We start from the raw sequence: 24,756 nt of genomic DNA, 5'->3' as shown, positions 1-24,756 counted from the left end.
ATATTCCCGATTATATAGTTTTCGTGTCACAAAGGCTGGCTGCGGGGGCCTCTGAACGCGCCCCGCAGGCCGAGGAACGCATGACCCGTCACTGGACGCTCGACGACATCAACTGGCAGGACTTCGACCCCGCAAAGGTCGATCCCGAAATCCTGCGCGCCGTCAAGGCGGCGGCGATGGTCGAGTTCAACGCGCCGGATTATGTCACCTATCTCTGCAACGTCTTTTCCGACCGCCCCGACATCAAGGAAACGATCCATAAATGGGGCGCCGAGGAAGTGCAGCACGGTCAGGCGCTGGCCCGCTGGGCCGAGCTTGCCGATCCCGATTTCAGTTTCGATGAAGCCTTCAAGCGCTTCCGCGAAGGCTATTCGATCCCGCTTGATGCCATCCAGTCGGTGCGCGGCAGCAGGGGCGGCGAGCTGATCGCGCGCTGCGTTGTCGAGAGCGGCACCTCCTCCTATTACACGGCCATCAAGGACGCGACCGACGAGCCGGTGCTGAAACAGATTGCGGCCAATATCGCTGCCGACGAGTTCCGCCACTACAAACTCTTCTACGACCGTTTCAACGATCTCGGCGAGGAACCGCCATCGGTCTTCGCGCGCATTCGCGTCGCGCTCGGCCGCATTTCGGAAGCCGACGACGACGAATTGGCCTGCGCCTACTACGCCGCCAACACGCCCGCCGATGGCAGCGTGCCTTACGAGCGCGAACTCTTCGCCAAAGCCTATGAGAAGCGCGCGCTTGGCCTCTACCGCCGCCAGCATGTCGAGCGGCTGATCTCGATGGTCGCCAAGGCCGCCGGCCTCAAGCCGCAAGGGATGCCGATGCGCGCCGTCTCGGCGCTCGCCTGGCGCTACTGGCGCTTCCGCAACTGGCGGCTTTCCAGCGCGGCTGTGTAAAGCACATTTCCTTTTCCATCCATTTCCGAGATTTCTTCCCACCCTCCCCCTGTGGGAGGGTCAAACGGCTGCAAGCCGTTTGGGGAGGGGTGCTCCGCTATCGGCAAACGCAGGCATTTCGATTATGCGCCGGTGTTCCCCGCTTACCCCTCCCCGAAAAACTCTCGCTATGCTCGAATTTTTCGACCCTCCCACAGGGGGAGGGTAGAGAGAAGTTGCACGTTCAGCCCGAAGGGTCCGCGCCCGAAGCATCTTCCACATAGAGCAATGCGGCTTCGCCCGCCGTTTCGGCGCTTGCGAGCGCCGGCGCCGTCGATTGCGATGTCGCGCCGATCGTCGCGCCGCGCGTAATGCTGTCGCCGCGTTGCACGGCGATCTCGCCGAGCCCGGCAATGGTCAGCCGCGTTTCGCTCCCGGTTTCGAGAATGACGACGCCGAGATAGCCCTTGAAGAATCCGGCATAGCGAATTCTGCCGTCGGCAGGGCTTGGCACGGCGCAGCCGTGCGGAACCACGATCACCTGGCTCGTCTTGCCGCGAACACGGGGAGCGATCGGTGGAAGCGTTGCGGCGCAGACGGGTTCTGCGTCATCCTCAGCGAGAGCGATATCGCGTTCCGGCGGCTCCACGGGCATGGCGTCACCCTCCGCGACAACGGCCGTCTCAGGCGACGTGAAACTCGCGAGATCGGCGCAGATATGCTGATAAGCGGGCGACCAGTGCGCTGGTTCCTGCCCCCGTAAACAGTCGCTGAGGTTGATGGGCGAGGGAGACTCTTTCACCAGGTCGCCGACCGAGTATGTGCTCTGTTGAATAAGCTTCGCAGCCGGAGGGGCGACTACCACAGGTATTGAAAAAACGATCAGCAGTCCGGCGGCAAACAGAGATAATGCAGAAAGATGGTGCGCGGGCATGGCGGTCTCTCCTGACTATCCTTGTTTTGACGATGCGAATCCCCGGTTGCGCCGTGTACGGTTGGTTTTGATTCAGCTGATTAGCTAAGGGCGATCGGGTGGTGTCGTCCTGTCGGGGGGTCGATGCCTGTAGGTTTCCATAGGCGGGTTCCACTCAATCCTCTGTTTGAGTGGAGAGGACTTTTTCGATGGCTTCGAGCAGCCGCGCGGCGTCGACCGGCTTTGAAACTGTGCCGTCGGCACCTAGCCTACTTGCCAGATGGAGGACAAAATCAGATGGCAAGGATGCACTCCCTCGCGACATCGCAATGACTTTTGTTTGTGGCGAAGTCCGCTTTATTTTCAGCAGGATCTCAATTCCGTCTCTCTCCGGCATCACGAGTTCGGTTAGAACTATGTCGGGATTGCAGGTGCCAAACTCGCGCAGGGCCGCCCGGCTGTCGCACGTTGTGACGGTTGTCGCTTTCCGCGTTGACAAATGCTCTTCGCATGCCTTGAGCGTATCGGCATCCTTGTCGACAATCAGGATATGAATTGCGGTCGTCATTGGCCCGTTGAAGCGTGTGGGTCTCCACAGCGTATTTGGACCGTGCGAACCGCACGCACACCGGTAGTTTTGCGGGGCCAGTAATCTTACGAGGTCGGCGCAGCTGGGCGCTCAGCCGTTCGCAGGTTCGCCTAGAACCAGACGCACAAGTTCAATTGTATTCTTCACGTCGAGCTTGCGCATGATGTTGGCACGGTGAAATTCCACCGTGCGCGGGCTTATCTTGAGCGTTCGGGCTGTTTCCTTGTTCGAGGCTCCCCTCACGATCTGCGCCAGTATCACCTTCTCGCGCGGTGTTAGAATCTCGTGCCCGGGAAATGCGTGCGGCAAAACATCCAGATCCTCGTTTAGGACGCGGAGCTCATTTCGCATCCGGTCAAGAGCTGGAACTTTCAGGAACTCCCATTCGCCGTTACGTCTCGCAATTGTGCATTGATGGGCGCGGGCGACATCAAGTATGTCGCGCGCCCGGCTGGTGCCCAGCGAGTAGGTGCAGAGGATCAGCATTCGGTGGCCGTCGATGGAATCATCGAGCACGCGTTCGTAGTCGCAGAAATCTTTCCAAAGCTCGGTTTGTTGCCACAGCGCATTTCCGCAGATGCGCAAACCCTCATGGCCAGCGGCTAGGGCTCCATAATGCTTGCGATGCCAGCCTTGAATGATCTTTCCCAGTTCGAACTGTCCCCCTGGGAGATACCAGTCGTAGCCTGCGGCAAGTTCTATATTTCCACAGGCGAGATGCCGGTCACAGTCGGGAATCCCCCGCCGGAGGGCCTCCGTCGCCTCTTCCAGACTGATGGGGTCGGAAATCGCCCACAGCCCATACTCATTGCTCTCCAGCCCGGCTCTGAAATAGTCGACGTTGGTGTCTAGCAGATCCTGCTTGGTCTCGTAGAACATGCAGATATGCGTGCCCCATGGCACGTCGCCGATCAGGTCGATTCCGGTCTTGCGCAACGCGGTGTCGGGCTCGGATTCGTCCCACGACAGCCCAATCGGCCTGCGACGGCGCCGGGCGTGGCTCCCTTCGCGGAAGGTGTAAGGCTTGTTCATCGAATATCTCCGACGGCCAATCCATGCAGGCTCTCAGGGGACACTATACGGAGAAACGGCAAGCTGGAGGGCCGTATTGAACTGCCATCAGGATACCACCTTGCGCGCAAAAGGAAATTGCAGGCCCCCGACGGGTCCGGACGCGGTGTGGCCGCTGCCGGTTCGCCCTCGTAACCCTACGAGTAGGAACAGGCTTTCCGTGATCGATATTAGGCAGGAGGCCTCGGCGACGGCTTGCCAGATCGTGGAGAATGCAGGATGAACAAAGATGCCACAGTCGCTACACGCTCCCTCTCCGAGCAGGAGTGGCGGCCGCGCCATGGTCTTTCTCCGCGCATTGAGCGCGGAGGTTTTTCGCTCCTCCGTCTCCGGAGGATGTGGGGAAATTGGCGATTACGCCTGACCTTTCCGGAGCTTCGCCGTCTTCCCGCCCGCACTCGACACGGTTTGCTCCTCAAGGGCGGTATGGTTCTGGTGATGGCGACCTGGCTTCTTGGCAGCATTACCCTTGTCGGGCAGATGGGCGATGCCGATGGCTGGTTGTCCGACCGATATGCATCTTTCACGCGCTATTTTCGGGGGCAAGCGACATTCGTCTCGAATGCGCGTCCCTTCGACGATATGGCTTCCGATTTCGCCAAAGCGAGCGAAGTGAGCCTTATTGCATTGAGAGGTTACGTGCTGGCCGGTAATCCCGGCTTCCGCGAGGAATGGCGGCAGGCAACGGGCAAACGGAAAGCGCTTGAAGCGGAAATCGAACGCAATGCCTATCTGTGGACGGATGGAGAGCGGCTCGTGCAACTGCGCAATCTGCGGATGAGCATGGACTCCCTTGCCGAAAACGAGAAGCTCGTCGCCAGTCTTGTCGGCACATCGAACCGCTTTCCGGGTCTGCGGCTTTATAATGAGGATGTGCAACCGGCGCTGGTGCGGGCCATTGAACTCTGCAATGATTCCATCCAATCGTTTCTGGTCTCGGACAAATCAAACGCCGCAATCGGCGCGCTTGCCGAATTGCGGGGCAATATCCGTCTGGCGGAAGAAGGACTGTCGACATTCCTGCATTCCGGTCTTTCCGCGCCCCCGCCCGAACTTTCGCAATCGCTGCGCCAGATCCGAAAAGCGCCCGCTGCTCTCGACAGAATTGGAGGGAGTGCGGGAGATCCGCGGCTTGATCGTCTTGTGGATATGCTGCGCAAGGCCAGCCTTCAGATTGACGACATCATTGCGCTCAAGCGAACGGAGCGATGGGATTACGCCGACTATGCCTTCCGGCAAAAGGTGCTCCCCGAGACGGAGCAGATTTTATTCGTTGTGAAGAACTGGCGTTCGTCGGCCGGGTGACGCTTGCCGGGAAGTGATCCGTCAATTTTTGACGGGCTTTGCCAGCGGCACGAAATCGGCGGCCCCAGGCTCATGGATGTGGCACTTGAAGGGCACGACCCCGCTCGACGCGATCCAGCCGGTGTGCGGCAGCCGCGGCGGTGAACTCATCGCGCGCTGCGTCGTCGAGAGCGGCACCTCGTCCTACTACACCGCCATCAAGGACGCGACCGACGAGCCGGTGCTGAAACAGATCGCGGCCAACATCGCCGCCGACGAGTTCCGCCACTACAAACTCTTCTACGACCGCTTCAACGCGCTCGACGAGGCGAAGCCTTCGGTCTTCGCGCGCATCCGCGTGGCGCTCGGCCGCATTTCGGAAGCCGACGACGATGAGCTGGCCTGCGCCTATTACGCCGCCAACACGCCGGCCGATGGCAGCGTGCCTTACGAGCGCGAACTCTTCGCCAAAGCCTATGAGAAGCGCGCGCTTGGCCTCTACCGCCGCCAGCATGTCGAGCGGCTGATCTCGATGGTCGCCAAGGCCGCCGGCCTCAAGCCGCAAGGGATGCCGATGCGCGCCGTCTCGGCGCTCGCCTGGCGCTACTGGCGCTTCCGCAACTGGCGGCTTTCCAGCGCGGCTGTCTAGCTTTCAGCCCGAAGGGCCCGCGCCCGAAGCGTCTTCCACATAGAGCAATGCGGCTTCGCCCGCCGTTTCGGCGCTCGCGAGCGCCGGCGCCGTCGATTGCGATGTCGCGCCGATTTTCGCACCGCGCGCAATGCTGTCGCCGCGCTGCACCGCGATCTCGCCGAGACCCGCCACGATCAGCCGTTCCGTTTTTCCGGCGTCGAGAATGACAATGCCGAGATAGCCCTTGAACGGCCCCGCATAAAGGACCTTCGCGTCGGCCGGGCTTTCGACGTCGCAGCCTTGCGGCACGAGAACGATGCGGCTCGATTTTCCGCCGCGCATGCCGGGTGGCGATCCGGCGTGCGCGCGCTCCGGCGGCGACGTCCATATGCCATCGGTGTTTATGCCCACGGCGCCGCTCGCATCGACGCGGCATTGCACTGCCGGCGGGCCGGCGGTTTCGGGCGCGCGCGCATACTCCTGCTTTTCCGTTTCGTCTCGGCCTTCGTCCTCCGGCTCGTCCGGCGCGACGATCGACGCGGCAAAGCTTGCGAGGTCGGCGCAGAACGCCGCATAGGTCTCGTTGTCGCTCGCGACGGTCGCCGTTCCGCGCAGGCAGTCGTCGAGCCCCGCTTGCGCCAGAAAGAGCGGCCGCTTCAGCGGCAGCGGCGGCGCGCGCCCGGCAATCGCCGCGTAACCGTCATGGACGAGCGCGCGTGCGGTTTCGCGCTTGTCAGTGTCGAGTGCGACAAAGGCAATGACGGTCAAGATCACCATGTAGACAATGCGGCGTAGGAGGAACATCGCCTGCTCCGGTCGCTTTCGCCCGGCGCCATGCGCAGTCACCGGGTCTCCTGCATACCCCGCCAGACACCATATTGCGCCGCCCCCGGACGAATCTCCAGCGGAATCGTCCTTTGTCCATCAAGGGTTACAAAGCACCACAAAATATTCTTCGCCGTGGCTGCTTTCGGCGCTATGTTTAATAGCTCTACTGCTCGTTCGGGGTACTACACAGGCAGGTGTGTGATGCCCTTTGCTGCGAACCGAGACGCGGAATATCACTGGCGGACCCGCTACCGTCTTCCGCAGGACACGGAGCAACGACCGCAAGGTCCGGACTCTCCCGCAACGCCCGATTTCGCTTTCCGCAAGCCGCCGCGCGGGCGTGGCAATTTCATGAGACGAATGTTTTCGTGGTCGCGCCGCCGCCGCATGGCGTGGCTCGCCTTCTCGCTTGCCCTCATGGGCGGCGTGTTCGGGCTTCTCGTGGTCTATGACGAGCAGAGGTCCGGTTCCGGCGCGCCGCCGCGCGATGCCGCGGCACCGGCCGATGGCGCGGTGCGCGGCGTGGAGGCCGCGCCGGCGGATTTCGAAACGCTGCTTGCGAATTTTTCCGCCTCGCGCGAGGCGAGCCTTGTCGGCCTTCGCGGCTACATCCTGACCGAGGGCGAGGGCTTCCGCACCGAGTGGCGCGAAGCGGCGGCGAAACTCAAATCCGATGCCGATGCCATCGAACGGCATTCCGTGTCCTGGACCGACGGGCTGCGCCTCGTGCAACTCGCCGAGATGAAGCGTCTCGTCGAGCGGCTGCTCGCCGAGCAGCGTGCGATTGCGGGAATGATCGGCACGGTCAACCGCTATCCGGGATTGCAGCTCTTCAACGAAGACGTTCGTCCTGGCCTCGACGAGGCGCAGCGGATTTGCGCCGAGGTGCTCGATGTCATGCTGGCGAATTCCTCGCCCGAGGATGCCGGTGCCATCGACCCCTTCGCGAAGCTGCGCGGCGACCTCGACGATCTGCGCCTGTCGCTCGTCAAGTTCACGACGGGCAGCAGCGAGGCCGGTCCGCCGGCCGCCGCGAGCCGCGCCGGACTTTCCGCGATGCTGACGGCGATCGACGATGCCCGCAAGGCCGCGCCGGCCTCCGTGCAGCCGAAAATCGACAGGCTGGTTTTTCTGATCCGGACCGCGCGGGAAAACCTCGAACGCGTTTTCGCGCTGCGCGCCGGTCAGCGCTGGGACTATGCGGACTACGCCTTCAAGACGCGCATCGTGCCGCTGGCGGGCGAGCTCCAGGCGATTGCCGCTTCATGGGAGGGCGAGAACTGATCGCGGTGTTCCGTCAAACCGGGGATAAATAATTTTCGGGGCGGGGATAAGTCGTTTTTCGGATCGAGTTATCCCCGCCCCGTATGCGCTTGTGACAGATTTTTGACAGTACGATGACAGAAGGCCCCGTTACGGGAAGAAACCTCAGGTTCCGGGCACCGCCAGCGGCCGGAATTCCGTCACCAGTTGTTCGTAGACGGAACGCTTGAAAGGCACGACCAGTCCCAGCAGTTCGTCGAGCGGCACCCATGCCCATTCGCTGAATTCCTGGTGGGCGTCGGCGGCGATGTCGATGTCGCTGTCCTCGCCCAGAAATCGCATCGCGAACCATTTCTGCTTTTGCCCGCGATATTTGCCCCTTAGCGCGATGCCGACAAGATGAGGCGGCAGGTCATAGGTCAGCCAGTCTTTCGTCTCGCCGATGGTGCGGGCCTTGTCCGTACCCGTCTCTTCCTTCAGCTCGCGCAGCGCCGCGTCGCGCGGGGCTTCGCCCTCGTCGATACCGCCTTGCGGCATCTGCCAGGTCAGCGCGGCGCCCGTCAGTTCGTGCGCGCCGCCGTCCGCCATCATCCGGTTGCCGACCCATACAAGGCCGTCGCGATTGATCAGCATGATGCCGACGCAAGGGCGATAGGGCAGCGTTTCGGGATCGACCGCCTTTGCCGGCTCGCTCTGGCGTGTCATGGGCGCATTCCTCGCTGTTGCGTTTTACTTCTGCGCCGTGGCGCTTACGGGCACCAGCACGAAATTCTTTTCGTCAAGCGTCGCGGCCCATGCCGCCAGCGCGTCCACCGTCACCGGAAAGCCCGATGCGACGCCGATGGCGACCGCCGCGCTTGCGGCCGTCTCTTCCAGCACTTCGAGCGATGTCGCGATGACCTGCGGGTTCTGCACCGGGTCGACGATGCGTGTCGCCTGCACCGCCGGCATGCCGGCATCGCGCGCCAGTTGCGGTGCGAGGCTGCGCGCCGAGGCGCCGTTGTCGACATAAAGGAGACCGCGCTTTTGCAGGGCGGCCATCACCGCTTCGACGGTCGATGCCGATGTCGTGAAGCGCGCGCCCTGATAGTTCATCACGCCGGCATAACCGGTGAAGCGGCTCATCAACCATTCGAGGCGCGCGAGATTTTCCTCCGCCGAAAGCGATGTCAGCAATGTGTAGGGACCGGGATCGTTCTGCGGATAGCCGAACGGTTCCATCGGCAATTCGAGCAGCACTTCATGGCCCGCCGCGCGCGCTTTCGCGATCCAGTCCTGCAGGCCGGGACCGTAGGGCGCAAAGGAAAGCGTCACCTCCGGCGGCAGCGTTTCGATTGCATGCGCCGTCGCGCTTTCGCTGATGCCCATGCCGCTGACGACCAGCGCGATGCGCCGCGTGGCCGGCGTGCCGGGCGGCACGGGCCGCGCATAGACGTCGCGGGGTGTGCGGCCGTCGGCTGCGATCTGAGGCAGCAGACCTTCCGGCGTCTTCTCGACGAGCGCCGGATCGGGCACGGGCGGCAGCGCGCGTATCGCGGGCTTCTCGTTTGGTGTCGTCTCTTCCCCGCCCGAAACGCTTTCGGCGCCGACAATGCGCACCTGCGCGGCAACATCTTCGGGCGCGATTTCATTGCCTTCGCCGATCCGCCGCGCCGCATCGAGCAGCGCCTGTTCGTCGGCGCTCGGTTCGTCTGCGTCCGGCCGATCCGGTGTTGCATCCGCAATATCCGCGCCGTCGGGTCCGGGCGCCGCGAGCGGCGTTTCGCTTTCGGCGAGGTCATCCTCCGCCAGTGCGAGATGTATGACGGGTTCGCCGGCAAGGCGGTTGTCGGAAAGAAGCAGCCATGCAAGCGTGCCGCCATAGACGAGCGCAACAAGGAGAGCGGCGACGGACAGCGCGCCGAAGCGGCGCCGACCTTCCTCCTGCGCTTGCCCGCCCCCGATCGGGCCAACGCCTTTCGCCGCTATCTTCGCACCCATGTCTGCAATTCGTCTCCGGCCGCGACGGGACGTCTCAACTCAACCGGCTCTCTCGGCCGGCCCCTCAGTTCGCCATGGCGCTCGATGTGGTCCCGCCGATATAGGCGGCATCCTTGCGAACGCCGTTCATCAGGTCGATGGCGTAGAGAAGTTGCCGGTCCTCGGCCTTGTCCTTGGGCACGAAGCTGTCGGAGCCGCTCTGCTCGTCGCCTTCCTCGTTTGCGAGATGGCCGGGCAGCGCTGCTTCGCCGATGGTGCCTGCCTGCTTTTTGCCGGATTTCTCGTCGGGATCCGTCTGCGTGACGATGATGTCGGGTTCGATGCCCTTGGCCTGGATCGAGCGGCCGGCGGGCGTGTAGTAGCGCGCCGTCGTCAGGCGCAGTGCGCCGTCGGAGCCGAGCGGAATGATCGTCTGCACGGAGCCCTTGCCGAAGGAGCGTGTGCCGAGAACTGTCGCGCGGCGGTGGTCCTGCAATGCGCCGGCAACGATTTCCGAAGCGCTGGCCGAGCCGCCATTGACGAGAACGATGATCGGCTTGCCGCGTGTGATGTCGCCGGAGCGCGCATTGTAGCGTTGCGTGTCCTCGGCGTGGCGGCCGCGCGTCGAAACGATTTCGCCGCCGTCGATGAAGTCGTCGCTGACCGAGATCGCCTGGTCGAGCAGGCCGCCCGGATTGTTGCGCATGTCGATGATGTAGCCCTTCAGGCGCGTATTGCCGATCTGCTTTGCAAGATCGGAGATCGCCTTGTTCAGCAGGTCGGAGGTCTGCTCGTTGAAGGAGGTGATGCGGATGTAGCCGATGTCGCCCTCGCGATTGTAGCGCACCGACTTGATGGTGATGATGGCACGCGTCAGCTTTACCTCGAAAGGCTCGTCGACACCCTTGCGGATCACGGTGAGCGTCACCGCCGAGTTCGACGGTCCGCGCATCTTGTCGACCGCGTCGCTCAGCGTCATGCCGAGGATCGCCGTGCCGTCGATATGGGTGATGTAGTCGTTGGGGCGCATGCCGGCGCGGCTGGCGGGCGTGTCGTCGATCGGCGTCACCACCTTGACGACACCGTTCTCCATCGTCACCTCGATGCCGAGGCCGCCGAATTCGCCGCGTGTCTGCACCTGCATGTCGCGGAAGGTCTTGGGCGTCATGTAGCTCGAATGCGGGTCGAGCGAGGTCAGCATGCCGTTGATGGCGTTTTCGACCAGTTTCGAATCGTCCGTCGGCTCGACATAGTCGGCGCGTACGCGTTCGAAGACATCGCCGAACAGGTTCAGCTGGCGATAGGTGTTCTGGTCGTTGGCATAGGCCGCCGAATTCAGCCCCCCGGGCTGGAACGCCATCAGGGCTCCGACGGACAGGCACATGCCGACGGCGAAGCCGGCGAAGACGGACTTTTTCATTTAACCACTTGCCTTCTTGTCACTCATCGTCAGCCAGGGTCGGGGATCGATCGGGCTGCCGTCTTTCCGGATTTCGATATAGAGCTCGGGGCCGCGGCCGGGTATTCCGTCCCGCCCCGTCTTGTCGTTTCGCACGGCCGGATCGTCGCCGGAGGGCGATGAACCCATCGTGCCGACAGGTTCGCCGGCAAGAACGCTCTGGCCCACGGCGCCATCGATTCTCGTCATGCCCGCCAACAGCACATGGTAGCCCTCGCCGACCGATATGATCAAGAGTTGGCCATAGCGGCGAAACGGCCCTGCGTAAGAGATTCTACCGTCAAAAGGGGCAATAATGTGTGCATCCGCGCGGGTCTCGATGGTCAATCCCTGGGTCTGGCCCCCCAGCCCGTCGGGCGCGCCGTAGCGCTGGACGATCCGGCCGGCCGCCGGCGGGCGGATCAGTCCCCTGGCGTCCGAAAACAGCCGCGAGGAGGGCATGGCGGGCGGCCCGGAGGGCGGCCTCAGCACGGCCATGCGGGTCTCCGCCGTGTCGGCGGATGCGGGCGGCGGCGCTTCCCGTGCCGGTTCGGGGCGCTCGTCGGGCCGGTGCATCGGCAGGCGCGCGGCGGCGCCGGCTTCGAGCCGGGCAATCAGGTCGGTCAGGTCGGTCGCCTGCCGCGACAGCCGCTCGGCGCGCGCCTGTTCGCTCTCGAAAGCCGCGCTGAGCTTTGCCTGCTGTTCAAGCTTGCGCGCGAGCAGCGCTTCGAGCGACAGCCTTTCGCTTTCGAGCAGGGTTTTCGATTCGCCCAGCGTCTGGCGTTCGGCGAGGATTTCGCCGCGCAGACGCGCCAGTTCCTCGAGGCGCAGGCGTAATTCGGCGGCTTCGGCCTGGAGTTCGGGAACGGCGGCGCCCAGCAGCATCGCGCTTCGCGCCGAGGCCAGCGCGTCGTCGGGGCGCACGGCGAGCGCCGGCGGCGGCTGCCGGTCGAGGCTTGTCAGCGCCGCCAATAGTTCGGCCATCGCCGCGCGCCGGCGTTCAAGCTGCACGGTCAAGTCCGCCTCGGCGGCACGCAGGCCCTGCAAGCGGTCTTCCGACGCCGAAACATCCGCTTCGCGCCGCTGCACGTTTGCCGCCGATTCGATCAGCGCGTTGCGTATTTCTTCGGCCTCGCGGCGTGCGGCTTCCGATTGCGCTTCGAGCGCCTTCTGCTTTTCGAGGCTTGTTTCGATCTGCCGCTGCAGCGCATCGAGTTCGCCGGGTTCGGCCGTTTCGGCATATGCGCCGTGAACCCACCCCGCCGCCAGCGCCGCCGCCAGCAGCAGCGCTTTCGAGGGGTTGCGTGCGATGTCAGGCACTGATCCGGCTCGGCGCTTCGGCCGCGGCGAGAAGCGGACGTCCGGTCATTTCGCGCGGCGCCTCCAGACCCAGAAGCCGAAGCAGCGTCGGCGCGACGTCGGCAAGCGTACCGTTCGTCAATGTCAGGCCCCGTTGTTCGCCGGCCAGCACGAAGGGAACATCCGACGTCGTCGTTGCGCGCCAGGGCCCGCCGGTCTCCGGATCGATCATCAACTCGGCCTTGCCATAGGTGCCGCAAAGCACCAGCGTTCCGCCGCGCTTTTCGATTTGCGCGGCGATCTTTCCAAGGCATTTGTCGACCGCCTCGATGGCGGCGACGGTCGCGCGCATGTTGCCGGTGCGGCCGAGCAGCGCCGCATTGGCGAATTCGACGGTGATGATGTCGCGGTCGCCGGCCTTCAATGCGGCAAGCACCTCGGATGTCAGCGCGGCCGAGGCAAGTTCGGGCCGCTTTTCGATGCGCGCCGGCGTTTCGGCGACAAGCACATTTTCGCCGGCGCGGAGCGCCGCATGGCCGCCGCGCGCGAAATTCCAGAGATTGCTCTCGGCCGCCGTTTCGGTCAGCACAAGCTGCGTCCGGCCGCCCTGCGACAGGGCCTCGCCGAAGCTCGCGCCGAAAGTTGTGCTCGCGTAGAGCGCCTCGACCGCGTCGCCCGTGGGCGCGTCGAGCGCGACAAGCGAGCAGACGCCGCAGAGCGCCGGCGCGGTCTGGGCAAAACCCGCCGCCACCGGATCGACAAGCGCACCCATCAAGGCCAGCGCATCGTTCGGCTGCAGGTTCACCAGCAGCAGCGCATCGTCCTGTCTGATGCCGCGATAACCGGATGTCGGCGCGGGCGGTATGCGGTCGTCGTTCAGCCCCTTGCGGTAGCACTGGTCGAGATAGGCCGTCGGATATTCGGTTCGCGGGCCATCCGCCTCGGCGAGCACGCGCCAGGCTTCGGCAAGCGCCGCCGGTTCGGTGTCGCCGTCGAAGCCGTAGCCGCGCCCCATGACGCTTGCAAGACCGGCGTTTTCGGCGCCGGCAATGTCGTCGAGAAATTCGGCCAGATGCTCGATGCCGCTTTGCGGCCGTGTGTCCTGACCGTCCATCACCGCATGGACCCAGACCCTGACGCCTTCATGGCTCAACAGCGCCGCCAGCACCGCCAGGTGGTGCTGGTGTCCGGCGATGCCGGAAGGCGTCACCATGCCGATCAGGTGAATGGCGCCGCCAAGCGGGCGGACGCGGGCGACAAGGCGCTGCAGCGCCGGGTGCGCGGCAAGGCTCGCGGCGCCCTTGTCGTGCAGCATGCTCGCGATGGCGGTCGCCGTCTGCGCAACGGGACGGCCGGCGCCGAGTGTCGCATAGGCGGCTTGCGGATAGGCGGCGCGGCCGGGCGCAATGCCGATCGCTTCGCCCGACGCGCCCAGAAGCGCGCGCGGCGCGGTCGCGGCCAGCCGGTCGTAGATCGGCGTCCTGGCCAGCGCGATGGCATTCGCCTCGCGTTCCGCCCGGACGCCCCAGCCATCCAGCAGAGCCAGAACAAGGGGTCGTGCGCCGTTCATTGAACCCATGATGATCCAGAAAATCCGCTCGTCATCGAGCGTCGAATCGCCGCGCCCTCGGCGAGCGGAATGTCAAATTAGTGCATGTGCCGCAGGGTGTCCACTTGCCGGAAACATCCGCTCAGGCGCGATGATAGGGGTGGCCCGAGAGTATCGTTACGGCACGATAGAGCTGTTCGGCCAGCATCGCGCGGACCAGCATATGCGGCCAGGTCGCCGGACCGAAAGCCATGACATGGGTGGCGCTTTCGCGGATCTCGGGTGCGAGGCCGCCGGCGCCGCCGATCAGGAAGGCGACATCGCCGGCGCCTGCGTCGCGCCAGTCGCCGAGACGTTTTGCGAAGGCCTCGCTCGGTTCGGCGCGGCCGCGTTCGTCGAGCGCCACAATGGTCGCGCCTTTCGCCGCCGCGGCGCGCAGGAGTTCGCCCTCGCGCGTCTTCAGGGCCGCCCCGTCGAGCCGCCGCTTTTCCTCGACCTCGACAAGCGGCGCGCTCGTGATGCCGATGGCGCGGCCGGCGACTTCGAGGCGCGACAGGTAATCGTCGATGAGTTGTTTTTCCGGTCCGGCGCGCAATCGGCCGACGGCACAGATCTGAACGCGCATATACTCCCCCGTCCGGCCCGGCGCCGGTCAATTCACGGACGCGGGGAGAAGTGTCAGGCGCAGTCGTGAGGGAGCGTCGCCTCAGACGGCCAGCTGGTCCGCCGGAATGTCGGCCGACCACATCTTCTCCAGCTTGTAGAACTCGCGCACCTCCGGCCGGAAGACGTGGATCAGCACGTCGCCGCCGTCGATGAGCACCCAGTCGCCCTGTTTCATGCCCTCGACCTGCGAGTTTCCGAAGCCCGCCTCTTTCAGGCGGCGGACGAGATGGTCGGCCACGGCGCCGACATGGCGCTGCGAACGGCCGCTCGCCACCACCATGTGATCGGCGATGGGCGTCTTTCCGGCAAGGTCGATGGAAACGACATCTTCGGCCTTGTCCTCGTCCAGGCTTTCGAGCACGAGCGCGAGCATGGCGGAGGATCGTTCGGCGGAAGATTTGTTCGGGAGGTGCTGGGCCGTTTCGACCCCCGCCGCCCCGGCGGCTTTCGGGGTCTTCCTCGATGCGGGGCGCTTGGCGCCGCCGCCTTGCTTTGTATCACTAGGCTTTGCTGCACTTGCCCTTGCGGGCGCATGGCGGACCCTCAGGTCCCTTGATTGACTGGTCAGGAACAGGCTCCTTGGTTTGCTGACTCGCACAAAGCCGGGCCCGACGCCGGACACCGGCTCTCCGACAATAAGGTCGGGGGCGCTCAAGTTCAATGACCGGATTTTAAAGGTTCCGCGACAGGGCGATCGTGCCGGCGGCTGGCCAGCCGCCGCGGCTGCGGATTTCGGTCGCCGAATGGCGGCTTTCCGGGCCTTCAAGGAATATCAGCGCCGGCGGCGCGGCGTCCGCCAGCAGGGCGCCGTCGCTCGCGTCGAGCAAGTGAGGGCGCAGCGCCGCGGCGGCCGGCGACAGGCGCGCCTTCAACGTGAAGCCGGGCCTCGGGTACACGGCAATCGGCACGCCGCCCGCGATGTCGCGCCAGCGCCGCCAGCGCGGCAGATCGATCATGTTGTCGGCGCCCATCAGCCAGACGAAGCGGACATCCGGGTGGCGCGCGCGCAAGGCGGTCAGCGTGTCGGCGGTGTAGCGCGTGCCGAGCCGCGTCTCGATGTCGCTGACGCAGATGCGCGGGTCGCGCGCCATCGCCTGCGCCGAGGCGAAGCGGTCGGCGAAGGGCGCCATGCCCGTTTCGGGTTTCAACGGATTTTGCGGCGAGACCAGCCACCAGACGCGGTCGAGCCCGAGCGCGCGCAAACACATCCGCGTCAGATGCAGATGGCCCTCATGCGCAGGATTGAAGGAACCGCCGAGCAGGCCGACTTTCATTCTCGGCGTCAGCAGCTCGCGGCGGCGCGTCATGTGCGGATATCCGTCAGGGCCGCACCTGGCCGTTGCCGCGCACCGCATATTTGAAGCTCGTCAACTGTTCGACGCCGACGGGCCCGCGCGCATGAAACTTGCCGGTGGCGATGCCGATTTCGGCGCCCATGCCGAACTCGCCGCCATCGGCAAATTGCGTCGAGGCGTTGTGCAGCAATATCGCGCTGTCGAGTTCGCTCAGGAACCGCGCGGCGGTCGCCGCATTGCCGGTCACGATCGCCTCGGTATGCGCCGAACCGTATTCGACGATATGCGCCATCGCGGCATCGACGCCTTTCACGACGCGCACGGAAATGATCGCGTCGAGATATTCGGTGCGCCAGTCTTCTTCCGTTGCCGGTTTGACACGGGTGTCCACCGCTTGCGCCGCTGTGTCGCCGCGCACTTCGCAGCCCTCGGCGATCAGCGCCTCGACCAGCGGTTTCAGATGTGTCGCCGCGCAGGCTTCGTCGACCAGCAGCGTTTCGGCCGCACCGCAAATGCCGGTGCGGCGCAGCTTCGAATTGAGGACGATGTTGCGCGCCATGTCGAGATCGGCGTCGCCGTCGACATAGACATGGCAGATGCCTTCGAGATGCGCGAAGACCGGCACGCGCGCTTCGTCCTGTACGCGCGCGACAAGGCTCTTGCCGCCGCGCGGCACGATCACGTCGAGATTGCCGTCGAGGCCGCGCAGCATTTCGCCGACGGCGGCGCGGTCGGCAACCGGCACGAGCTGGATCGACGCTTCGGGCAGGTTCGAGGCGACAATGCCCTCGATCAGCGAGGCATGGATCGCCTTGCTCGACCGCAGCGCTTCCGAGCCGCCGCGCAGGATCGCCGCATTGCCGGATTTCAGGCACAGTGCGCCCGCATCCGCCGTCACGTTGGGGCGGCTCTCATAGATGATGCCGACAACGCCGAGCGGCGTGCGTACGCGCTCGATATGCAGACCGTTGGGGCGATCCCATTCGGCGATCTTCGTGCCGACGGGATCGGGCAGGGCGGCGATGTCCTCGAGCGCGCGGGCAATGGCCTCCACGCGCTTCACATCGAGCGTCAGCCGGTCGATCATCGCCGGTGTGAGACCGTTCTTCACCGCGTCCGCCACATCCTCGGCATTGGCGTTCAGAATGTCGTCGACATTGGCGCGCATGGCCATGGCGGCGGCGAGCAGCGCCGCATCCTTCTGCTTGGTCGGCGTATGCGCGAGTTTTGTCGCGGCGGCGCGCGCGGCGCGGCCGATTTCGGCCATCAGCGCCGTCACGTCCTGCCGTTCCGCGTTCATCTTCACAATCGTCATGGGGTTCTCCCCCTCGTTAACTGCACGCGCCTTGTACGAAGTATCTCAGGCGGATGCGCCGGTTTCAACGGGCTCAGCCCTTCTTCAGCACCAGATCGTCGCGATGGATCATTTCGGCGCGGCCCGAATAGCCGAGCAGTTCCTCGATTTCGTGGCTCGAATGTCCGGCAATGCGCCGCGCATCGTCGCTTGAATAGGCGACGAGGCCGCTGGCGATTTCGTGGCCCGCTTTGTCGCGCACGCTCACCGCGTCGCCGCGTCCGAAGATGCCCTCGACGGTGGCGACGCCGGCCGGCAGCAGGCTGCGTCCCTGCGTCAGCGCCTTGACCGCGCCGTCATCGATGACAAGCGCGCCGAGACTTTTCAGCGAGCCCGAGATCCAGCGTTTGCGCGCCGCATAGGGCGTGGAATGGGCGGCGAACCATGTGCAGCGCGCGCCATCCTCGATCGCCTTCAGGGGATGCAGCCCGTGACCATTGGCGATCGCCATGCGCGCGCCGCCATCGGTGGCGATGCGGGCGGCGGCCAGTTTCGTTTTCATGCCGCCGCGCGAAAACTCGCTGGCGGCGCCGCCGGCCATCGCCTCGATCTCGGGCGTGATCTCCGCGACCTCCGGCAGATGCGTTGCGCCGGTCAGATGGGGCGGGGCGGTGTAGAGGCCGTCGACATCCGACAGCAGCACCAGACAGTCGGCCGACATCATGCTGGCGACGCGGGCGGCGAGGCGGTCGTTGTCGCCGTAGCGGATTTCGGTCGTCGCCACCGTGTCGTTCTCGTTGATGACGGGCACCGCGCCGAGCTTCAGCAGCGTCGAGATGGTCGAGCGCGCATTCAGATAGCGGCGGCGCTCCTCGGTGTCTTCCAGCGTCACCAGAATTTGCGCGCAGGAATGACCATAGGCCGACAGCATTTCCTGAAAGGCATGAGCAAGGCCGATCTGGCCGACGGCCGCGGCGGCCTGGCTCTCCTCGAGTTTCAGCTTGCCGGGGGCGAGCTTCAGCGCGCGGCGTCCGAGCGCGATGGCGCCCGAGGAGACGATCAGCATTTCCTGCCCGCGCGCGCGCATCCGCGCCACGTCTTCGACCAGCGCCTGCAGCCAGGTGCGGTTGAGCTTGCCGGTTTCGGCGTCGGTCAGCAGCGCCGAACCGATCTTGACGACGACGCGCTGCGCTTGTGCCAGATAGGACGCGCTCATGGCTGCCAGCCCTCTTCTTCGGTCTGATTTTCTTCGGCGCGTTCCGCCGCGCGGTTCCGGGCGATTTCGTCGGCGACGAGGCGCAGCACCGCCGTCACGCCTTCGCCCGAAACGCCCGACAGCAAATGCACCGTGCCGCCGCTTGCTTCTTCGAGCGCGCGCTTCCTTTCGGCGCGTTCTTCCTCCGTCAAGGCGTCGGCCTTGTTGAGGCAGAGAATTTCGGGCTTGTCTTCAAGGCCCGCACCATAGGCTTCGATCTCGCCGCGAATGACCGCATAGGCATCGGCGACGTCTTCCTGCGTGCCGTCGACCAGATGGATCAGAATGCTGCAGCGTTCGAGATGGCCGAGAAAGCGGTCGCCGAGCCCTGCGCCTTCATGCGCGCCCTCGATCAGGCCCGGAATATCGGCCAGCACGAAGCTGCGCGTGTCGACGGTGACGACGCCGAGGCCGGGATCGAGTGTGGTGAAAGGGTAGTCGGCAATCTTCGGCTTGGCGGCGCTCACCGCGGCAAGGAAAGTCGACTTGCCGGCATTGGGCAGGCCGACAAGGCCTGCATCGGCAATCAGCTTCAGCCGCAGCACGACGATCTTCTCGATGCCTTCCTGTCCGGGATTGGCGCGGCGCGGCGACTGGTTGGTCGCGCTTTTGAAATAGGCATTGCCGAAGCCGCCATTGCCGCCTTTGGCGAGCACGATGCGCTGGCCGGGCTCCGTCATGTCGGCGATCAGCGTTTCGCCGTCTTCCTCGAACACCTGCGTGCCGGCGGGCACCTTCAGCACCACGTCGGCGCCATTGGCGCCGGCGCGGTTCTTGCCCATGCCGTGCATGCCGGTCTTCGCCTTGAAGTGCTGCTGGAAGCGGAAATCGATCAGCGTGTTGAGACCGTCGGCGCATTCGACGATCACATCGCCGCCCCGGCCGCCATCGCCGCCGTCGGGCCCGCCATATTCGATGAACTTCTCGCGCCGGAAACTGACGCAGCCGGCGCCGCCATTGCCCGAACGAATATGGATTTTCGCCTGATCGAGAAATTTCATCTCACACGTCCATCCGCGCCAGCCGCATGGTCAGGCAATGCACCTTTTCCTGCCGCGCCAGGCACCAGCGTTGCTCCTCGCCAGTATAGCGGAAGCCGAGTTTGGTCAGCACACGGCCCGAGGCATGGTTCTCGGCGAAGTGGCCCGAGATCAGCGTCGCCGCGCCGAAGCGCGCGACGGCGGCGGCAAGCACGGCCGCGCCCGCTTCGCTCGCATAGCCCTTGTTCCAGTAAGGCTCGCCCACCCAGTAGCCGATTTCATGCGTGCCGTCGGCATGGACCTGCACGCCGCAACTGCCGATGAAATCGCCGTCGAGGTCGAGCGCATAGGCGTGTTCCTCGCCCCCGGCGCGCAAGGCGGTCTGCTTGCCGATCCATTCATGCGCCATGTCGAGCGTGTAGGGAAAGGGCATGCGCGAAAGCATCCGGGCGACGTTCCAGTTGTCGGCGAGCGCTGCGAGCCTCTCGGCATCCGTTTCGCGCAGCGGCCGCAGCAGCAGCCTTTCCGTTTTCAACTCTTCCTGCATCGGGATCCTCCAACCCCGAAAGGGCACGAAAAAAGGGAGATGGCGGTCCATCTCCCTTTCGTATTTCGATGGTCGCCACCTTTGCGAGGTGGCGTTCACCCCGCGATCAATCCGCCGCGTTCGACGGCATGGCCGCCGGGACGACCGACACGAAGGCGCGGCCGTTGCGGCGCTTGCGAAACTCGACGGTGCCCTCGCGGGTCGCGAAGATCGTGTGATCCTTGCCGATGCCGACATTTTCGCCCGGATGCACCTTGGTGCCGCGCTGGCGCACGATGATGTTGCCGGCGAGAACGTTCTCGCCGCCGAACTTCTTGACGCCGAGACGGCGGCCGGCGCTGTCGCGACCGTTGCGGGAGGAACCGCCTGCCTTTTTATGAGCCATTTGTCTCTACTCCCTGCCGCTCAGCCGGCAATGTCGAGGATCTTGACCAGCGTCAGATCCTGGCGATGGCCGTTCTTGCGGCGATAATTCTGACGGCGGCGCTTCTTGAAGATCGTCAGCTTCGGCCCGCGGGTCTGCTCGACCACTTCGGCCTTCACCTTGGCGCCCGCGACGATGGGGCTGCCGACCTTCGGCGCGCCTTCGCCGCCGACCATCAGCACATCGCCGAGGTCGATCTTGTCGCCGGCCTTCGCTTCGATCTTCTCGATTTCGAGAAGATCGTCTTTTGCGACCTTGTATTGTTTGCCGCCGGTCCGGATGACTGCGAACATCGCTAAATCCACCATGTAACGAAAAAAGCCCGACGCGCCGCCTGTTGAAAGCGGCACGGGCCGAATTGGCGGGCAATATACAGGGGGAAGACCGGGTGTCAAGCCGCGGAAGGGCTTGATTTCAGGGCTTTTCAGCCGCTTTTCGCGTCCTGCAGGGTGCGCAGGGCACAGAGCGCCAGAAAATAGAGCGAGACCGCCCAGAAGGCCCAGAAAGCCGCGGGCGCGGCCTCGGCGGGGGCCAGCGCCGGGCTGCTCGCCAGCACCAGCCAGAGCGTCAGCCCGGTCCACAGCGCCGTCATGGCCAGCGTCAGCGGGCGCAACGCCTCGACCCGGAACGGGTGAACGAATTTCAGCGGCACGAAGGTCAGGATGCCGAGCCCGGCGATCATCGCCAGATTGGCCCATTGGCCGGTGCCGGCAATGAAGAAATAAAGCACCACCAGGTTCCAGACGGCCGGGAAGCCCGAGAAATAATTGTCCTTCGTCTTCATCTCGCGGTTGCCGAAGCAATAGAGCGAGGTCGTCATGATGAAGGCGGCGGCCGGGATTTCCCAGCCGGGCGGCACCATGCCGAAACGGTAGATCAGCAGCGCCGGGATCACCGTATAGGTCAGGTAGTCGATCACGAGGTCGAGCACGGCGCCGTCGAAGCGCGGCGCATATTCGGTCACACGGACCTTGCGGGCCATCGGCCCGTCGAAACCGTCGATGATGAGGGCGGCCCCCAGCCACAAGAGCGCGAGGCGCAAATCGCCCGCAATCAGCGCCGCGATCGCCAGAAGGCCGGTCACGACGCCCGATGCCGTGAAGGCATGAACCGCCCAGGCGGCGGCCACGCGGGCCTTGGGCTTCGGGGTCTCGTTGTGTCCGGTGTCGGTGCCGCTCATGGCCGCAGTCTAGCAGGCCGCGCGATTCCTGCCTAAGCCTTGCCCGGCTTTCCCTTTTTCCGTCCCGATCCGGTCTTGTGCGGGGGCCGCGCGGCGTTTACATTCCGCGCCGTTTCGACCATGCGGGCGGCAATCCCAAATCCGTCCGTCCTCTGCGGAGAGGTGGCTGAGTGGTTGAAAGTACCGCACTCGAAATGCGGCGTGCTCGCAAGGGTACCGTGGGTTCGAATCCCACCCTCTCCGCCACTAAAAAGGGCCCCTTAACAGGGGCCCTTTTTAGTGGCGGAAGTGCGGATGCGGCGAGAACCCATGTTCGACAAAACGCGCCAGCGTTTTGGGGCGAACGGCTCCGCCGTTCGATCCGCCGGCCGTCAGGCCAAGGACGAAAACAGGCCAAAGCCTGTTTTCGCCAATCCCACACGCTTCACCAGTTAGATATCGCAAGCACTTGCTTTTAAATGAAAACCAAGGACGGCATCCTCCGCTTTATCGCCACACTGTCACGGCTTGCCTCGAAATTTGCCAAAAAATCCTAAGGAGCCAATCGAATCCTCTGCTGGTGCAGCGCGCCGTGTATGACAAGCTGGTTTCCGTTTTTTCGTGTTTAACCGAGGGAAGCACATGCAAATCGGGGCGCAGATCAGGCGACAAACTGCAATTGGATTGGGCATAGCGTTGATTTACGAAGCAGGCGTTGCATTCGGCATCAACAAATTAACGGGAGGAGATACCTCTAGCTTCTTTGTCTGGCTTGTCGGCATTCAGGTGGCCGCGATGCTTTTATGGATGAAGAACTCGGTACGCGACTGGATCACCTTCGTTGTTGGCCGGAAGGGTATCGAAAGTCGCGTGGTTCAGGCTCTCCAACAAGCGGAATACCCAGCGCCGTGGCAGTATGTAGAGTCCGCGGCAGACTATTTCCGACGGATCGCTGACAGCCCAGATATTGATCCGGTTATGCGGGTGCGCGCTGCGCGTGACGAAATGATGGTAGAGTCTCCTAGGGTATTCAACCGTTATCAGGACGCACTGCGGCTTGGCATTGTTATGGATGAAGCCTTGCGCCGATACGCTGATGAGAAAGGCTCGAAGCACCTCAAGCAGCAACCGTGAGGCCGATCAGTTGTTACCGGAATAGCGCCAACGTCTGCTTTCGCCAACCCCACGCCTCTGATTTGTGCCGCCAATGGTAGTCTGAGTAGTTGAAAGATTGATCGAAAGAAAGCGGGAGGGGAGCGTTGTGGTCGGCTGGACGAGGGGCGTGCTAACTGCTGCGTGCTTTACTGCAGTCTTGGTATTCTTCCACATGCTTCGTTGTGAAGTGTCTGGTCCCACGTTTCGAGTCCGCGCGCTGTTGTGGTGCTTGATCGTTGGACGGGCAGCGTAATGATATGTGATGAAGGTTATGGTGATGCGTTGCAAGGTCAATGCAGGCGTGTCTATCCCGCATCGCGGTAAATCGGTGCAATTTTCTGTCTCAAAGCAAAAACCCACCGTCTCCGGATGATCCGGGAACGGCGCTTGTTTGCGAGCCTCGGCGTGCGCGCAGCGCGGCGAGTTTCGGCCAGCGTTCCTTCGGCGCCAGCGGTCGTCTGCATAGCTGCAAGACTAGCCGGCATGGACGTGTGAGGATGCGGTCGCGCTGGAGCCGGACGCGGGGTTTGTCATCATGCGGAATCCGTCTTCGGGCGTCAGGACCGGTGCATAGCCGAGCTCTGTCCGCGCCTTTGAGATATCGAGCGTGAAGTCCTTGCCGATCAGCCGCAGCATTTGCCGGGTGATCGGCGGCTCACCCTTCAGGCGCAGGAGGCGCCATGCCGTACCCATGACGCCCGCCATCGTCCAGGCGAGCCCGAAGGACACGGTACGGTCATTCGGCGTGACACCGCGGCTCGTAAAGAGGCGGGTCAGAAAAGTCTTCAGCGTGGTGTCGGCACCGTCCGATACGAAATAGGCGGCGCCGTCCTCTCCGTGGTCGGCCGCCAGAATCAGCGCGTGGCAGAGATTGTCCACATGGCAGGTCGACAGTGCCTGCCCGCCGCCAGCGACCCACTGGAATTGCCCGCCCCTTACCGTTTCCACCATATGGTCGAGTGCCGGCATGTCCGGTCCCCAGATGAAGGGCGGACGGATCGCGACGGTCGAGAACCCCTTGCGGCGGCCGTTTGCGGCCCGGAGAATCTTTTCCGCCTCGGCCTTGCTCGTGGAATAGGGAGCGAAACCCATCCGGCGCAGCGGCAGGTCCTCGGTCACGGCGCGCTGCGGTTCGGGACGACCCATGACAACAGCCGCGGCGCTGACATAGACGACGCGCCGGACGCCTGCGCGCTGGGCGGCGGACACCACATTGCGGGTGCCCGCGACATTCATCGCGCGAAAGAGACGGCGCGGCCCCCAGAGTTTGAAATGCGCCGCAACGTGGAAGACCGTGTCCACGCCCGCCATCGCGCGCTCGAGTGCGGCAGGGTCGGCGAGGTCGGCATCCCAGGGCTCGGCACCCTGTGCCGCCACGGCGGCCCGGCTCGCTGCCGACCGGCCGATGCCGCGCACCTGCCAGCCGACCTCGCGCAGGCGCGCGATCAGATGGCCGCCCACAAATCCGGACCCTCCGGTGACGAGTACTGTGCGGCTGGTTGGAGCGTTGTAAGGCGATGTCATGGCGGTTCTCCCTTGATTGCGGGGCAACCATCGCAGCCGAAGGCCGAGAACACAAGACAAAAAATGTATTTTGTTACATGTTGCCTCTTGCGGCTCTTTTGGCTTAGATCAGCGCCCATGGAAAATGCCCTTCCAAACCAGCGCGACCGCATTCTGGAGACAGCCAGGGAATTGATCCGCCGCTTTGGCGGCGCGAAGACGAACGTGGTCGACATCGCTCAGGCGATGGGCCTGTCTCATTCCGCGATATACCGGCACTTCCGGTCCAAGGCCGAGATCTTCGACGCGCTCGCCGCCGCAACCATGGCTGAGGAAGCCACGCTCGCCGAAACCTTCGTCGAGGCGGATGGCCCCGCTGCCGAGCGGCTGGCGGCGCTTGTCCTGACGCTCCACCGGAACAAGCGCGCCAAGTTCGGCAACGATCCCGAGATGCATGCGCTTTATCGGCGCATCGTGGAGGAGCGCCCGGACCTCATCGTGGACTATGCGCGCCGTATGACCGGGCTCATCCGCCTCATCCTCGCCGACGGCGTCGCGCGGGGAGAGTTCGGCCCGATGGATCTCGACGCGGCTGCGGGTGCCGTCCGCGACGCCTTTACGGTCTTCGTTCATCCCGCGCATGTCGAGGCAGCGGCAAAGGCCGGCCTCGATCAGGAGGCGGCCTTGCAGACATTGATGCGTATAGTGATCGGTGGCCTTGCCGCGGGAAGCGTGTAGCTCCGCGAGGGCGGGGCGGAGAGCTTTGATGC

Annotated in this window: 26 protein-coding genes and 1 tRNA gene; 7 read left to right on the top strand and 20 right to left on the bottom strand. The window is 64.3% G+C overall.

What is annotated here, in order from left to right; all coding sequences use genetic code 11:
• The first annotated feature begins 80 nt into the window (after positions 1-80).
• Positions 81-905, top strand: a complete 825-nt coding sequence (locus tag KF719_RS09050) for a ferritin-like domain-containing protein (RefSeq protein WP_293508391.1) — start codon at positions 81-83, stop codon at positions 903-905.
• 223 nt (positions 906-1,128) lie between these two features.
• Here KF719_RS09050 and KF719_RS09045 read toward each other — a convergent pair whose 3' ends face one another.
• From KF719_RS09045 to KF719_RS09035, 3 genes are all read right to left on the bottom strand, one after another.
• Positions 1,129-1,686 (bottom strand): M23 family metallopeptidase, encoded by a 558-nt coding sequence (locus KF719_RS09045; protein ID WP_293508390.1) that lies wholly within the window; start codon positions 1,684-1,686, stop codon positions 1,129-1,131.
• Positions 1,687-1,972: 286 nt separating this feature from the next.
• Entirely contained in the window at positions 1,973-2,365 is a 393-nt protein-coding gene (locus KF719_RS09040) for a response regulator (RefSeq protein WP_293508389.1), read from the bottom strand.
• A 111-nt stretch (positions 2,366-2,476) separates the two neighbouring features.
• Entirely contained in the window at positions 2,477-3,418 is a 942-nt protein-coding gene (locus KF719_RS09035; RefSeq protein WP_293508388.1) for an MEDS domain-containing protein, read from the bottom strand.
• Positions 3,419-3,676: 258 nt separating this feature from the next.
• On the opposite strand from KF719_RS09035, the gene KF719_RS09030 reads away from it, so the two are divergent.
• Entirely contained in the window at positions 3,677-4,762 is a 1,086-nt protein-coding gene (locus KF719_RS09030) for a hypothetical protein (RefSeq protein WP_293508387.1), read from the top strand.
• Positions 4,763-4,847: 85 nt separating this feature from the next.
• A complete protein-coding gene (locus tag KF719_RS09025) occupies positions 4,848-5,390 on the top strand; it encodes a ferritin-like domain-containing protein (RefSeq protein WP_293508386.1) in 543 nt (180 codons plus the stop codon).
• Positions 5,391-5,393: 3 nt separating this feature from the next.
• Here KF719_RS09025 and KF719_RS09020 read toward each other — a convergent pair whose 3' ends face one another.
• The gene (locus tag KF719_RS09020; protein WP_293508385.1) at positions 5,394-6,176 is read right to left on the bottom strand and encodes a M23 family metallopeptidase; all 783 of its coding nucleotides are present in this window, start codon (positions 6,174-6,176) and stop codon (positions 5,394-5,396) included.
• 375 nt (positions 6,177-6,551) lie between these two features.
• Between KF719_RS09020 and KF719_RS09015 the strand changes: the two genes are divergently transcribed.
• A complete protein-coding gene (locus tag KF719_RS09015; protein WP_293508384.1) occupies positions 6,552-7,484 on the top strand; it encodes a hypothetical protein in 933 nt (310 codons plus the stop codon).
• A gap of 144 nt (positions 7,485-7,628) precedes the next feature.
• Here the strand turns inward: KF719_RS09015 and KF719_RS09010 are convergent, their stop codons facing one another.
• The 15 genes from KF719_RS09010 to KF719_RS08940 form a co-directional block, all read right to left on the bottom strand.
• Entirely contained in the window at positions 7,629-8,168 is a 540-nt protein-coding gene (locus KF719_RS09010; protein WP_293508383.1) for an RNA pyrophosphohydrolase, read from the bottom strand.
• A gap of 24 nt (positions 8,169-8,192) precedes the next feature.
• A complete protein-coding gene (locus KF719_RS09005) occupies positions 8,193-9,443 on the bottom strand; it encodes a divergent polysaccharide deacetylase family protein (RefSeq protein ID WP_293508382.1) in 1,251 nt (416 codons plus the stop codon).
• Between the two features lie 64 nt (positions 9,444-9,507).
• The gene (locus tag KF719_RS09000; protein WP_293508381.1) at positions 9,508-10,842 is read right to left on the bottom strand and encodes a S41 family peptidase; all 1,335 of its coding nucleotides are present in this window, start codon (positions 10,840-10,842) and stop codon (positions 9,508-9,510) included.
• On the bottom strand, positions 10,843-12,180 hold the full coding sequence (locus tag KF719_RS08995; RefSeq protein ID WP_293508380.1) for a peptidoglycan DD-metalloendopeptidase family protein: 1,338 nt from the start codon (positions 12,178-12,180) through the stop codon (positions 10,843-10,845).
• Positions 12,173-13,738: a hypothetical protein gene (locus KF719_RS08990; protein ID WP_293508379.1), complete on the bottom strand. Its 1,566-nt coding sequence runs from the start codon at positions 13,736-13,738 to the stop codon at positions 12,173-12,175. Before KF719_RS08990 ends, KF719_RS08995 begins: the two co-directional genes overlap by 8 nt.
• Positions 13,739-13,850: 112 nt before the next feature.
• A complete protein-coding gene (gene rlmH, locus KF719_RS08985) occupies positions 13,851-14,333 on the bottom strand; it encodes a 23S rRNA (pseudouridine(1915)-N(3))-methyltransferase RlmH (protein ID WP_293508378.1) in 483 nt (160 codons plus the stop codon).
• An 81-nt stretch (positions 14,334-14,414) separates the two neighbouring features.
• Complete coding sequence (gene rsfS / locus KF719_RS08980; protein WP_293508377.1) at positions 14,415-14,747, bottom strand: ribosome silencing factor; 333 nt, start codon at positions 14,745-14,747, stop codon at positions 14,415-14,417.
• A 298-nt stretch (positions 14,748-15,045) separates the two neighbouring features.
• On the bottom strand, positions 15,046-15,681 hold the full coding sequence (locus KF719_RS08975; RefSeq protein ID WP_293508376.1) for a nicotinate-nucleotide adenylyltransferase: 636 nt from the start codon (positions 15,679-15,681) through the stop codon (positions 15,046-15,048).
• Positions 15,682-15,694: 13 nt separating this feature from the next.
• Positions 15,695-16,984 (bottom strand): glutamate-5-semialdehyde dehydrogenase, encoded by a 1,290-nt coding sequence (locus KF719_RS08970; protein ID WP_293508375.1) that lies wholly within the window; start codon positions 16,982-16,984, stop codon positions 15,695-15,697.
• 73 nt (positions 16,985-17,057) lie between these two features.
• Positions 17,058-18,179, bottom strand: a complete 1,122-nt coding sequence (gene proB / locus KF719_RS08965; RefSeq protein WP_293508374.1) for a glutamate 5-kinase — start codon at positions 18,177-18,179, stop codon at positions 17,058-17,060.
• On the bottom strand, positions 18,176-19,219 hold the full coding sequence (obgE, locus tag KF719_RS08960; protein ID WP_293508373.1) for a GTPase ObgE: 1,044 nt from the start codon (positions 19,217-19,219) through the stop codon (positions 18,176-18,178). The genes proB and obgE overlap by 4 nt, the downstream gene beginning before the upstream one ends.
• Position 19,220: 1 nt before the next feature.
• The gene (locus KF719_RS08955) at positions 19,221-19,745 is read right to left on the bottom strand and encodes a GNAT family N-acetyltransferase (RefSeq protein ID WP_293508372.1); all 525 of its coding nucleotides are present in this window, start codon (positions 19,743-19,745) and stop codon (positions 19,221-19,223) included.
• Between the two features lie 106 nt (positions 19,746-19,851).
• Positions 19,852-20,130, bottom strand: a complete 279-nt coding sequence (gene rpmA, locus KF719_RS08950) for a 50S ribosomal protein L27 (protein WP_293508371.1) — start codon at positions 20,128-20,130, stop codon at positions 19,852-19,854.
• Between the two features lie 20 nt (positions 20,131-20,150).
• Positions 20,151-20,462: a 50S ribosomal protein L21 gene (gene rplU / locus KF719_RS08945; RefSeq protein WP_293508370.1), complete on the bottom strand. Its 312-nt coding sequence runs from the start codon at positions 20,460-20,462 to the stop codon at positions 20,151-20,153.
• 131 nt (positions 20,463-20,593) lie between these two features.
• Positions 20,594-21,349, bottom strand: coding sequence for a CDP-alcohol phosphatidyltransferase family protein (locus KF719_RS08940; protein WP_293508369.1), 756 nt, complete (start codon positions 21,347-21,349; stop codon positions 20,594-20,596).
• Positions 21,350-21,505: 156 nt separating this feature from the next.
• Between KF719_RS08940 and KF719_RS08935 the strand changes: the two genes are divergently transcribed.
• Both KF719_RS08935 and KF719_RS08930 read left to right on the top strand, forming a co-directional pair.
• Positions 21,506-21,595, top strand: a tRNA-Ser gene (locus KF719_RS08935).
• Between the two features lie 375 nt (positions 21,596-21,970).
• Entirely contained in the window at positions 21,971-22,462 is a 492-nt protein-coding gene (locus KF719_RS08930; protein WP_293508368.1) for a hypothetical protein, read from the top strand.
• A gap of 495 nt (positions 22,463-22,957) precedes the next feature.
• Here the strand turns inward: KF719_RS08930 and KF719_RS08925 are convergent, their stop codons facing one another.
• On the bottom strand, positions 22,958-24,007 hold the full coding sequence (locus tag KF719_RS08925; RefSeq protein ID WP_293508367.1) for an NAD-dependent epimerase/dehydratase family protein: 1,050 nt from the start codon (positions 24,005-24,007) through the stop codon (positions 22,958-22,960).
• 117 nt (positions 24,008-24,124) lie between these two features.
• Here KF719_RS08925 and KF719_RS08920 point away from each other — a divergent pair, with 117 nt between their 5' ends.
• On the top strand, positions 24,125-24,724 hold the full coding sequence (locus tag KF719_RS08920) for a TetR/AcrR family transcriptional regulator (protein ID WP_293508366.1): 600 nt from the start codon (positions 24,125-24,127) through the stop codon (positions 24,722-24,724).
• The last annotated feature ends 32 nt before the right edge of the window (positions 24,725-24,756 follow it).

Source organism: Parvibaculum sp., from assembly GCF_019635935.1.
In the GTDB taxonomy this organism is placed as follows: domain Bacteria; phylum Pseudomonadota; class Alphaproteobacteria; order Parvibaculales; family Parvibaculaceae; genus Parvibaculum.
The sequence above is the reverse complement of the archived record's forward strand: the minus strand, read 5'-3'. Positions and strand labels throughout refer to the sequence as shown.